An 11,726-nucleotide genomic window follows, 5' to 3' on the forward strand; every position below is an offset into this window, starting at 1 on the left:
ACCGCTCTTCACTACTTTTCCAGGAGTTGATCCTTCATGACTGTTGCGATCCGTGTGATCCCATGCCTCGACGTGGACAACGGCCGAGTCGTCAAGGGAGTGAACTTCGAGGGCCTGCGCGATGCCGGCGACCCGGTGGAACTCGCCAAGCGCTACAACGCCGCCGGCGCCGACGAAATCACCTTCCTCGACGTCACGGCCTCCTCGGGCAACCGCGAGACCACCTATGACGTGGTCGCCAAGACCGCCGAGGAAATCTTCATCCCGCTGACCGTCGGCGGCGGCGTGCGCGCCGTCGAGGACGTGGACCGCCTGCTGCGTGCCGGGGCCGACAAGGCCTCGATCAATACCGCGGCCGTCGACCGCCCCGAGGTCATCAACGAAATCACCCAGCGCTTTGGTTCCCAGGTGCTGGTGCTCTCCCTGGATGCCCGCCGCACCGACAACCCGGACGTCGCCTCGGGCTTCGAGGTGACCACCCACGGTGGGCGCACCGGCACCGGCCGTTGCGCGGTGGCCTGGGCCAAGGAAGCTGCAGAACGTGGTGTGGGAGAAATCCTGCTGAACTCGATCGACGCCGACGGCACCAAGGACGGGTTCGACCTGGAAATGATCCGGGCTGTGCGCGCGGAAGTCACCGTTCCGCTGATCGCCTCCGGCGGTGCCGGCGGTCCCGAGCACTTCCCGCCGGCCATTGCCGCAGGCGCGGATGCGGTGCTTGCCGCCTCCATCTTCCACTTCGGGCCCGACGACATGATCAAGCAGGTCAAGGACGCCATCCGTGAAGCCGGTTTCCCGGTCCGCTGACCCCGTGTCCCTGGACGAAACCATGTCCAGGGGCTGGCAGGCGCTGACGGAAGAAGTCGTTGACGGCTGGAGGTGCCGGTTTTCCGGTGGCGTGACGAAGCGCGCGAACTCGGTGCTGCCGCTGTCCGAGCCGCGCGACGTTGCCGCGGCGATCACCGGGATTGAGGACCGCTACGCCGGCAAGGGCCTGCCGGCGGTGTTCCAGATCAGCCCGGACTCCCTGCCGTCGGATCTCGATGCACTCTTGGCCGAACGCGGCTACCTGCTGGATTCGCCCACCCTGGTCCAGTACCTGCCCCTGGAGGACTCCGGCAACCAGCCGCCTGTTCCCGTAGATGCGCGCATCGAGCTGTCCGGACTACCAGGCGAGGGGTGGCTCAATGCCTTCTGCGAGGTCGAAGGGCCGCACGGTGCACCGCAGCAAGGCATCAGCCGCGACATCCTGGCCAACACCGATTCCATCTATGCCTCGTTGGCCGTCGACGGCGCCATCGAGGCCGTGGCCCGGCTGGCACTGGTCGGGAACCTGGGCGGTATCTATTCCGTGGCCACCCGCGAAGCGTTCCGCTCCCGCGGCCACGGACGCGCGGTGGTGCGGGCCCTGCTCGTCGAGGCATCCAGGCTGAAACTGGCCGGAGTGTGGCTGCAGGTCGTCGAATCAAACCTCGTGGCCCGCGCGCTCTACGAATCCATGGGCTTTGAAAGTGTTTCCCGCTACCACTACCGGGTGGGGCCCGCCGCCCGTCTGTGACGATCCGGCGTCACGGCACGGAGCGGATCCGGACCCGATTTCTCACGCTGTCCTGGAAGGCTCTTCCTGCTGCGTGGAATTCCCCTGGAGCTGGAACCCGGCCAACAGTAGCTCAAGGCCGTACTCGAAGGTCGTCCACGCCCTGTCCTGTACTGCCAGCCCCGCCTCCAGCGCGGCATTCAGGGCCGCGGAGTTCTCCGCGGCAGATTCCCAGACCTGGGACGGGGCGGCGGCATCCAGCGCCGAGCCCAGCACAAAGGAGTCCAGCACGGTGATCGCGGCCAGCGAGTCCGCCGCGCCGAAGCCGCCGGCCGCGAAGGCCCTGGCCAGCAGGTCGTAGACCCGCAAGGTCCCCTCGTCCCGCACGGTGTGCGCCGTGAACAGGGGAATCAGTTTAGGGTGCTTGGCATAGGAGCGCATGTACCCCTTGGCGATCTGCCGCAAGGTGTCCACCCAGTCGCCGCCGGGCTCCGGCAGCTCGATCTCGCCCATGGCCGCCCCGCGCATCATTTCCACGATGTCGTCCTTGGACACGACGTGGTTGTAGAGCGAGGAGGGGCTGACTCCCATGGCCTTGGCCAGCTGCGGGATGGTGAACTCGCCGTGCTTGTCCACCAGGCAGAGCGCCGCATCGGCAATGGCGGGAGCGGATAGCTTGGGGCTGCGTGGGCGGGCCATGTGGTGTTGCTCCTGGGATCGCGGGGGAATGCCGGCACAACAAGTCTAACGAATCAAATTCGTTTTACCCCTTGCGCCGCGTGACCCAAGCCACCATAATTAAACGAATCAGATTCGTTTACTGTGACGGTGATCTCCGCAGGCGCCACTTCCGGCCCGGTGACAAGCATCGGTCACACACCAAGCACTTGCAGGAGAACCACCATGAGCTGGACCATGCCCGCCGAGACCTCGGCCCAGAAACGCGTGTGGATGGCCTTCCCCCACGATGGGTACACCCTCGGGGAGACCGAAACCGAGGCCCACGCGGCCCGCAGCACCTGGGCCAACGTCGCCCACGCCGTGGCGGAGTTCGCCCCGGTGGTCATGGTGGTGGACCCGGAAGACACGCAAGTCGCCGCGCAATACCTCGACGAGCGCGTCGAGATCCGCACCGCGGAACTCAATGATGCCTGGATGCGTGACATCGGCCCCACCTTCGTCACCAACGACGCCGGGGAACTCGCCGCCGTCGACTGGGTCTTCAACGGCTGGGGTGCCCAGGGATGGGCAGCCTGGGACAAGGACGAAAAGATCGGTGCAGCGGTGGCCGAATGGGCAGGGGCGCCGCGCATCGCCTCGAACCTTGTCAACGAGGGCGGGGCCATCCACGTGGACGGCGAAGGCACGGTGCTGGCCACCGAATCGGTCCAGCTGGACCCGGGGCGCAACCCGGGGACCACCAAGGAAGAGGTCGAGGCGGAGTTCGCCCGCACGCTGGGTGCCACCAAGGTGCACTGGCTTCCGCGCGGCCTGGCCCGCGACTCCCAGGAGTTCGGCACCCGCGGCCACGTGGATATCGTCGCCACGATCTCCTCCCCGGGCACCGTGCTCATCCACTCCCAGCAAAACCCGGAACACCCGGATTATGCGATCTGCCAGGAACTGATCTCCACCTTCCACGGAGCCTCCGACGCGAAAGGCCGCGAATTCACGCTCGTCGAGGTCCCGGCACCGGGCATCCTGCGTGACGCGGAGGGCTTCGTGGATTACAGCTACATCAACCACCTGGTCATCAACGGCGGCGTGGTGGCCTGCACCTTCGACGACCCGAACGACGAAGCTGCGCTCGCGGTGCTGGCCAACGCCTATCCGGGGCGCAAGGTCGTGGGCGTGGATGCCCGCGAGCTCTACGCCCGCGGCGGCGGCATCCACTGCATCACCCAGCAGGAACCAGTGGCATTGGTGCGCAAGCCATGAGCCTGTCCACCGCACGGCGTACCCAGGCGCCCGTCCCGTCCTCCGACACCGGCCTGGTCCGTTCCAAGGGCCTGGCCTCCGGCCAGCTCGGGCTCTTCGCCGCGGTGATGATCGGCATCTCCACCATCGCCCCGGCCTACGTGCTGACTTCCTCGCTGGGTCCCACGGTCCAGGCGATCGGCACCCAGCTGCCGGCGATCTTCATCATCGGGTTCATCCCGATGTTCCTGGTCGCCCTGGCCTACCGCGAACTGAACGCCGACACCCCCGACTCGGGGACCACCTTTACCTGGGTCTCCCAGGCCTTCGGCCCGGTGCTGGGCTGGCTGGGAGGATGGGGGCTGCTGGCCGCCAACATCATCGTGCTTTCCAACCTTGCCGGGGTGGCCGTTGACTTCTTCTACCTCTTCCTGGCCCAGGTAACCGGAAACCCCGCGTTGGCCGAGCTGGCGAACAACAAGCTGCTCAACGTTGCCACCTGCCTGGTGTTCGTGGGTGCCGCGGTGTGGATCGCCTGCCGCGGGCTGACCACCACCCGCATGGTGCAGTACGTGCTGGTCGGTTTCCAGCTGGCCGTGCTGGCCTGGTTCACCATCGGGGCCGTCACCAAGGCCGCCGCGCAGCCCGGACACCTGGCCTTCGACGCCTCCTGGTTCAACCCGATGCACATCGATTCCTTCTCCGCCTTCGCGGTGGGGTTGAGCCTGTCGATCTTTGCGTTCTGGGGTTGGGACGTGTGCCTGACCATGAACGAGGAAACCAAAAACGGTGAGAAGACCTCCGGCCGCGCCGCCGCGCTCACGGCCATCGGCGTGCTGGCGATCTACCTGCTCGGCTCGATCGCCATGCTGATGTTCGCCGGCATCGGGGAGAGCGGGCTGGGCCTGCGCAATCCGGAGAATGCGGAGAACGTGTTCACCTCCATCGCCACCCCTGTCATGGGGCCGTTCGCGGTCCTGCTCTCGCTGGCAGTGCTCTCTTCCTGCGCCGCGTCACTGCAGTCCACCATGATCTCCCCGGCCCGCTCGCTGCTGGCCATCTCCCACCACGGGGCGCTGCCCAGGCAATTCGCGTCGATCAACAGGTTCAAGTCCCCGGCCTTCGCCACCGTGGTCGCAGGAGGCGTCTCGGCAGGCTTCTACGCGCTGATGCGCGTGCTGAGCAGCAACGTCTTGAACGACACCATCCTGGCGTTGGGCATGATGATCTGCTTCTACTACGGGATCACCGCGTTGGCCTGTGTCTGGTACTTCCGCCACACAGCCCTGGACTCGGTGCGCAACTTCGCGCTGCGCCTGCTGGCCCCGCTGCTCGGCGGCATCGCTCTGGTGGCGGTGTTCATCCAGACAGCCGTCGATTCCTGGGACCCGGCGTACGGTTCGGGCTCGGAGATCTTCGGTGTCGGGCTGGTCTTCGTGATCGGCGTGGGCATCATTGCCCTCGGTGCGTTGTTCCTGGTGGGGGCAGCGGCACGCCGTCCGGAATTCTTCTCGGGGCGCAGCCTGCCCCGCAAGGCACCTGGCTCGGCCAAGGACCGGGTCTAACCACCACCCGGGTCGATCCGGCACCACATACATTCCCGCCTGTTCGCCCCCAAGGGGGGCGAACAGGCAAATCCAGAAAGCATTAGTTACCCTCATGAAACGACAGTTCACCATCCACGAAGCGTCCATCGAGGAGACCTTGCACGCCCTCGAAGCCGGCCAGATGAGCGCCGTCGAGCTGGTCGCCGCCCACCTGGCCCGCATCGGGCGCTTCGACAGGTCCACGGTGAGGCTCAACGCAGTGGCAGTGCTGAACCCCGAAGTCTTTGCCCAGGCCGCGGCCTCGGATGCGCGGCGGCGCGCAGGGAAGGCCGGGGCGCTGGAAGGAGTGCCCTTCACCGTCAAGGACAGCTACATGGTCGCCGGGCTCACCGTGGCCTCCGGCTCGCCGGCCTTCAAGGGCCTCGTGGCCCAGCACGACGCATTCACCGTGGCCCGCATCCGCGAGGCCGGGGGAGTGCTGCTGGGCAAGACCAACATGCCGCCCATGGCCGACGGCGGGATGCAGCGCGGTCTCTACGGACGCGCCGAAAGCCCCTACAACACCAACTACCTCGCCGCTGCCTACGCGTCGGGCTCGTCCAACGGCTCGGCGGTCGCCACCGCTGCCAGCATGGGGGTCTTCGGCATGGGGGAGGAGACGGTGTCATCGGGCCGCAGTCCCGCATCCAACAACGGGCTGTGCGCCTACACGCCCTCGCGCGGGGTCATCTCGATCCGCGGCAACTGGCCGCTGTTCCCGACCCGCGACGTCGTGGTCCCGCACACCCGTTCCATGGATGACATGTTCCGGCTGCTGGACGTGATCGTCGCCGACGACCCCCAGACCACGGGGGATTTCTGGCGCGACCAAGAGGCCGTCGAACTGCCTGCCGCCTCGTCGGTGCGCCCCGGAAGCTACGCAACGCTGGCCGATGCCGAAGCCCTGAAGGACAAGCGCTTCGGGGTGCCGCGGATGTACCTGGGGCAGGACCCCAAGTTCCCGATCCGACTGCGCCCCAGCGTGCTGGCGCTCTGGGAGGCTGCCCGCAAGCGGCTCGAGGACCTCGGGGCCACGGTTGTCGAGGTCGACTTCCCCGTCATCGAAAGATACGAGGGCGACACCCCCGGCGGAGAGCAGCTCGGCGCACTCGGCGTGCTGCCCGAGGGATGGATGGATATCGAATTCAACGAGCTCCTTTCCCACGGCTGGGACACGTTCCTGCGCGAAAACAACGGCCCGGCACTGAACCGCCTGGCCGACGTCGACCACTCCAGGATCTTCCCCGCACCCGCGGGGTCGTTGCCCGACCGCTACGACGAGGTCGAGGACTATGCGAACCGGTACCGCGACGTTGTGCAGCTGGCGGCCAACGGCCTGCCCGAACTGGCCGACCTGCCCGGATTCGCCCGGGGGCTCAAGGCCCTTGAGGCGCTGCGCAAGGAACTTTTCGAAGACTGGCTCGCCGAGCACCACCTCGACGGGGTGCTCTTCCCCGCCAACGCCGATGTCGGCGCCGCCACCGCGGACATCGACAAGGAAGCTGCCGACAAGGCGTGGGAAAACGGGATCTTTTTCTCCAACGGAAACTACGCGATGCGCCACTTCGGCATCCCGTCCATCACCGTGGCCATGGGAACGATGGACGACATCGGCATGCCGGTGGGGCTCACGTTTGCCGGTCCGGCCTATGCGGACAACGCGATCCTCGGATGGGGGTGGGCCTTTGAGCATGCCGGCACGCTGCGCACGGCCCCGGCGCTTGCTCCCGAGCTGCCCGGGGACCGGAGCTGGTCAGAGACCCCGGCAGGCACAGGGATCGAAACGCCGGAAATATCCATCACGGCAGGGGTGGACCCCGCAATCCACAACGAGGGCGCCCGGCACGTGCTACTTGAGGGCAGCGTCCAAGCCCCGCAGTGCGCCGCGCTCCGGCTGACTGTCAATGGCGAACCGGCATCGGTCCTGCGTGAAGGAACAACATGGAGGGCCACGGCGGTCCTGCCTGCGCCGGCGGAACCGGCTGCCATCGGGTCGAACCCGGCCGGGCGCATCCTGGCGGCCATCCATGTGGTGGCAGGTGTCGGGCTTGCTGCAGGGGCCTACACGGAGATCTAGGACCCGCGGCGTGGTGTCCTGCTAGAGCGATACGGAAAGCAGGGCGATGGCTTCCTGGGCGCCCTCGAACGTCACCAGGGCCTCTTCGCGGCGTCCGGAGGCGTGCAGCAACAGCTCGCCCGCGCGCCCGGTGATGGCCACCGAGGTGCTGGACTTGCGCGCCACGTGGCGCCGGCCGTCGGGCAGCACCAGGATGATCCCGACATCGACGCCGCGGTAGTAGTGCGCGGCCCGGCGCACCAGGTCCTCCCACAGCAGGTCTTCGTACCTGGCATCGAGCGCACGCGGAACCCAGCGGTCGCCCGCACGGCGGACGTCCTCGGTGTGGATGAAGAACTCGGAGAGGTTCGCGGCATGGTCCATGCGGGGCACCGACAGCGGGGAGATCCTCGGGGCGCCGGCCTTGAATTCATCCACGATCGAGGCATAGGCGTTGCGGTCCAGGGCGCGATCGGCGCGGCGCGAAAGTTCGGCCTCCATGCGGTGCGCCAACGGCTTCAGCACCAGGCCCGCGGCCAGCAGCGACTGCTCCCGCAGCACCAGGTGCGCGGCCAGGTGCCGGGTCTCCCATCCTGCGCACAGGGTGGGGGCCGTTGGCCCTGCCGCCAGCAGGACTTCGGCCAATACTTCACGCGAGGCTGGTACGAAATGCATCACTTCGAAACTAACACGTTCGGAGGCACTTGGAGCCCCTGTGTCGCGCCCGGGTCGCGGCATCTGTGGCCAATTCGTCACCGGGGGTCGCGCCGACGTGGGGTGGCCCGCGTTTTGCCGCCCGTGGCACTAGACTGGTGTGGATGTCGCAGAACCCAGCCTTCGCCGCCCCCGCCTCCGTTGACGGGAAATTGTCCGCGCAGATTTCCGACGCCCTGAAGAAGGACGACGCCGGATTGGTGGCCGCCGTCATCCAGCAGCACGGCACCGGTGAGGTGCTGATGCTCGGATGGATGGACGAGGAGGCACTGCGCCGCACCCTGACCACCGGGCGGGTGACCTTCTGGTCCCGCTCGCGCCAGGAATACTGGCGCAAGGGCGACACCTCCGGGCACTCCCAGCTGGTCCGCTCCGTGGCCCTTGACTGCGACGGCGACGCCCTGCTGGTGGTCGTCGACCAGATCGGCGCCGCCTGCCACACCGGGACGCGCACGTGCTTCGACGGCCGCGAACTGCCCGCCGTCGTGGGCCGCCGCGTTTCCTGATCTTCCCCCCGCTCCACTTCCGTACACGCAAGGACCATTCTTCGCTCATGCAAGCTCTCGGCGCCCTGACCCCCACCCGCGAGCAATTCCGCGCGCTCGCCGCGGAACGCCGCGTCATCCCCGTGACCATGAGGGTGCTGGCCGATGCGCTGACACCCATTTCGGTCTACCGCCGGCTGGCCAACGGACGGCCCGGAACGTTCCTGCTGGAATCCGCGGCGGCCGGGGGAGTGTGGTCCCGCTATTCCTTCATCGGCGTGAACTCGCCCGCCACCCTGACCACCGTCGACGGCAAGGCCCACTGGCTGGGCACCCCGCCGGCGGGCATGCCGACCGAGGGCAACCCGGTCGAGGTCCTGCGCGACACCGTCCGCGCGCTGCGCACCGAACCCCTGCCCGACCTGCCGCCGCTGACCAGCGGCATGGTCGGCTTCATCGGCTGGGAAGCGGTGAGGCACTGGGAGAAGCTGCCCAACCCCCCGGCCGACGACCTGCACCTGCCGGAAATCGCCATGAACCTGGTCGGCGACATGGCCGTGCACGACAACACCGACGGCACGCTGACGCTGATCGCCAACGCCATCAACTTCAACGGCACCACCGAGGGCGTCGACGGAGCCTACGACCACGCCGTCTCCCGCGTCCGGGACATGCTTGAGGTGCTCGGCGAGGCCGCCGAGAACCCGGTCTCGGTGCTCTCGGGCACCGATGTGCCGGCCGACGAACTCATGAACGCGGTGACCCACTCCTGGGACGAGGACTCCTACCGCCAGGCAGTGCTGCGCGGCAAGGAGGCGATAGTCGAGGGCGAGGTCTTCCAGATCGTGGTTTCGCGGCGCTTCGAGCTCGAAACGCACGCGGACCCGCTGGATGTCTACCGGATCCTGCGCGGCACCAACCCCAGCCCCTACATGTACCTGTACAGCTTGCAGGACGCGCACGGCAAGGACTACTCGATCGTCGGTTCCTCGCCCGAGGCGCTGGTCACCGTCAACGGCGACCACGTGGTCACCCACCCGATCGCCGGCTCGCGCCCGCGCGGGGCCAACTACGAGGACGACCAGCTGCATGAGAAGAACCTGCTGGCCGACGAGAAGGAACGCGCCGAGCACCTGATGCTGGTCGACCTCTCGCGCAACGACCTGTCCAAGGTCTGCGTCCCGGGCTCGGTCGAGGTCACCCAGTTCATGGAGGTCGAGCGCTTCAGCCACATCATGCACCTGGTCTCCAACGTGGTCGGGAAGCTGGCCGAGGGCCACGACGGCTACGACGTGCTGGCCGCGACCTTCCCGGCCGGCACGCTCTCCGGGGCCCCTAAGCCGCGTGCCCTGCAGCTGCTCGACGAATTCGAGCCCTACCGCCGCGGCATCTACGGCGGCGTGGTCGGCTACCTGGACTTCGCCGGCGACATGGACATGGCCATCGCCATCCGCTCCGCGCTTATCAAGGGCAACCGCGCCTACGTGCAGGCCGGCGGCGGCATTGTCGCCGACTCCGACCTGGACGCCGAGGCGCTGGAAACCATCAACAAGTCCGCCGCACCCCTGCGCGCCGTCTGGGCCGCCGGGACCATGGCGCCGGCACAAGTGGACGGCACCAACACATGAGCACCACAACGAAACCCCGCCGCAGCACCAAGCGCTCCGTGATGCTGCTGGGGCTGCTCGGCGCGGTGCTGGCGCTGGCCACCAGCACCCGGACCTGGATCAACGTCCAGCCCGAGGTCGGCTCCGTGAAGATCCCGCTGATCCAGATCGCGGGATCCGATGCCGCCACCGCCGTGGCCGCGCTGGCCGTGGTGGCCCTGGCCGGCTCGCTGGCCGCGATGATTGCCGGGAAGATCGCCCGCTACATCATCGCCGCGATCCTGCTGCTGGCCGGCGGCGGCATCGCCGGCGCCGGCATCTCGGTGCTTTCCGATCCCGTGTTTGCCGCCGCCACCAAGGTCGGGGAAGCCACCGGGTTGAACACCTCCGGCGGCGACTACGACCTGACCCCCTGGCCCTGGTTCGCGGTGCTGGCCGGCGCGATCCTCGTGGCCAGCGCGTTGCTGCTGGGCATCACCGGCCGGAACTGGGCCGGGTCGCGCAAGTACGCCCGCGACGCCGCGGCAACTGCGCCCGGGACCACGGCGGCCGAGCCGACGGGGCAGATCGATGAGATCTCCGGCTGGGACTCGCTCTCCCGGGGGGATGATCCCACCGGCTGATGCGCACACACTGCGCAACATGGCATGCCATCGCCTTAAAGAATGGCAGAATGGAATCAAGAAATGTATCGGGGTCACTCCCGATTGGCACGAGGTGAGAAGGAGTCTCCCACCATGGCTAACGCCAACACCCAGATCGATCCAATGCACGCAGAAGAAATCGGCCACGGCAACTCGAAGGCCGCTTGGGCGGCCGTCGGCATCATGATGGTCGGCTTCGTCGCCGGCGGCATCGCCTTCGCAGCGCACAACCACCTCGTGGTGTACATCTGCTCCGGCGTCGTCCTGCTCGGCCTGGTCGTCGGCTGGATCATGAAGAAGGCCGGCTACGGAGTCAACGGTTCCAAATCCGGTGACTCGCACTAGCCGTGAGCGTACTAACTGAAATCATCGCGGGCGTCCGGATCGATCTGGACGCCCGTCGGTCCATCCGGAGCCAGGCGCAAATCGAGACCGACGCCACTTTGGCGGCCCCGGCACGTGACGCCTACGCCGCGCTGGGCGGCAACACCGACCCCGGAGCACGCGACGCCTCGATGCGCGTGATCTCCGAGGTCAAGCGCAAATCCCCCTCCAAGGGGGAGCTGGCCGACATCGGCAGTCCCGCGGACCTGGCCCGTGCCTACACCGCCGGGGGCGCCTCGGTGATCTCCGTGCTGACCGAGGAACGCCGCTTCGGCGGTTCGCTGGCCGACTTCGACGCGGTGCGCGCCGCGGTGGACATCCCGCTGCTGCGCAAGGACTTCACCGTCGACGCCTACCAGATCCACGAGGCCCGCGCCCACGGTGCCGACCTGGTGCTGCTGATCGTCGCGGCCCTGGACGACGCGCAGCTGCGCGAATTCCTCGACCTGACCCACGCCCTGGGCATGAATGCCCTGGTCGAAACGCACACCGAGGAAGAGATCGCCCGCGCCGTGAAGCTCGGGTCCAAGATCATCGGCGTGAACGTGCGCAACCTCAAGACCCTTGAGGTGGACCGCGGCAACTTCGCCCGCCTGGCCCAGAACATCCCCTCCGACGTCGTCATCGTGGCCGAATCCGGGGTCCGCGACGTCGCGGATGTCGAGCACTACGCTTCCCACGGTGCCGACGCGATCCTGGTGGGCGAGGCCCTGGTCAAGGACAACGACCCGCGTGCCGCCGTCCAGCGCTTCATCGAGGCCGGAACCGCCGCCAAGCCGGCCCGCGCCCGCTAAGC

Annotated in this window: 11 protein-coding genes and 1 pseudogene; 10 read left to right on the forward strand and 2 right to left on the reverse strand. The window is 67.6% G+C overall.

Annotation, left to right across the window (positions count from 1 at the left end; genetic code table 11):
* The first annotated feature begins 36 nt into the window (after window positions 1-36).
* Both hisF and FPY90_RS01600 read left to right on the forward strand, forming a co-directional pair.
* The gene (gene hisF, locus FPY90_RS01595) at window positions 37-807 is read left to right on the forward strand and encodes an imidazole glycerol phosphate synthase subunit HisF (protein ID WP_113761026.1); all 771 of its coding nucleotides are present in this window, start codon (window positions 37-39) and stop codon (window positions 805-807) included.
* Window positions 782-1,558 carry a GNAT family N-acetyltransferase gene (locus FPY90_RS01600; RefSeq protein WP_083410983.1) on the forward strand — a complete coding sequence of 259 codons (777 nt, stop codon included), beginning with the start codon at window positions 782-784 and terminating at the stop codon, window positions 1,556-1,558. Before hisF ends, FPY90_RS01600 begins: the two co-directional genes overlap by 26 nt.
* A 42-nt stretch (window positions 1,559-1,600) precedes the next feature.
* Here the strand turns inward: FPY90_RS01600 and FPY90_RS01605 are convergent, their stop codons facing one another.
* Window positions 1,601-2,236: a TetR/AcrR family transcriptional regulator gene (locus FPY90_RS01605; protein ID WP_071213336.1), complete on the reverse strand. Its 636-nt coding sequence runs from the start codon at window positions 2,234-2,236 to the stop codon at window positions 1,601-1,603.
* Between the two features lie 204 nt (window positions 2,237-2,440).
* On the opposite strand from FPY90_RS01605, the gene FPY90_RS01610 reads away from it, so the two are divergent.
* The 3 genes and pseudogenes from FPY90_RS01610 to FPY90_RS01620 form a co-directional block, all read left to right on the forward strand.
* A complete protein-coding gene (locus tag FPY90_RS01610) occupies window positions 2,441-3,475 on the forward strand; it encodes an agmatine deiminase family protein (protein ID WP_498683444.1) in 1,035 nt (344 codons plus the stop codon).
* Entirely contained in the window at window positions 3,472-5,019 is a 1,548-nt protein-coding gene (locus FPY90_RS01615; protein WP_498683446.1) for an APC family permease, read from the forward strand. Before FPY90_RS01610 ends, FPY90_RS01615 begins: the two co-directional genes overlap by 4 nt.
* Window positions 5,020-5,113: 94 nt before the next feature.
* Window positions 5,114-6,787: pseudogene (locus tag FPY90_RS01620) on the forward strand (amidase); the annotation flags it as partial.
* Window positions 6,788-7,138: 351 nt separating this feature from the next.
* Here the strand turns inward: FPY90_RS01620 and FPY90_RS01625 are convergent.
* Window positions 7,139-7,771 (reverse strand): TIGR03085 family metal-binding protein, encoded by a 633-nt coding sequence (locus FPY90_RS01625; RefSeq protein ID WP_071213332.1) that lies wholly within the window; start codon window positions 7,769-7,771, stop codon window positions 7,139-7,141.
* A 143-nt stretch (window positions 7,772-7,914) separates the two neighbouring features.
* Here FPY90_RS01625 and hisI point away from each other — a divergent pair, with 143 nt between their 5' ends.
* The 5 genes from hisI to trpC all read left to right on the forward strand — a co-directional run bounded on the left by hisI (window position 7,915) and on the right by trpC (window position 11,724).
* On the forward strand, window positions 7,915-8,316 hold the full coding sequence (gene hisI / locus FPY90_RS01630) for a phosphoribosyl-AMP cyclohydrolase (RefSeq protein WP_498683450.1): 402 nt from the start codon (window positions 7,915-7,917) through the stop codon (window positions 8,314-8,316).
* Window positions 8,317-8,363: 47 nt separating this feature from the next.
* On the forward strand, window positions 8,364-9,923 hold the full coding sequence (locus tag FPY90_RS01635) for an anthranilate synthase component I (RefSeq protein WP_498683453.1): 1,560 nt from the start codon (window positions 8,364-8,366) through the stop codon (window positions 9,921-9,923).
* Window positions 9,920-10,525: a Trp biosynthesis-associated membrane protein gene (locus FPY90_RS01640; RefSeq protein WP_071213329.1), complete on the forward strand. Its 606-nt coding sequence runs from the start codon at window positions 9,920-9,922 to the stop codon at window positions 10,523-10,525. The genes FPY90_RS01635 and FPY90_RS01640 overlap by 4 nt, the downstream gene beginning before the upstream one ends.
* A gap of 114 nt (window positions 10,526-10,639) precedes the next feature.
* A complete protein-coding gene (locus tag FPY90_RS01645) occupies window positions 10,640-10,891 on the forward strand; it encodes an HGxxPAAW family protein (RefSeq protein ID WP_071213328.1) in 252 nt (83 codons plus the stop codon).
* A gap of 2 nt (window positions 10,892-10,893) precedes the next feature.
* Complete coding sequence (gene trpC, locus FPY90_RS01650; protein WP_071213327.1) at window positions 10,894-11,724, forward strand: indole-3-glycerol phosphate synthase TrpC; 831 nt, start codon at window positions 10,894-10,896, stop codon at window positions 11,722-11,724.
* Window positions 11,725-11,726 lie beyond the last annotated feature (2 nt).

Origin of the sequence: Arthrobacter sp. C2 (genome assembly GCA_024207135.1) — a bacterium.
Classification (GTDB): domain Bacteria; phylum Actinomycetota; class Actinomycetes; order Actinomycetales; family Micrococcaceae; genus Paeniglutamicibacter.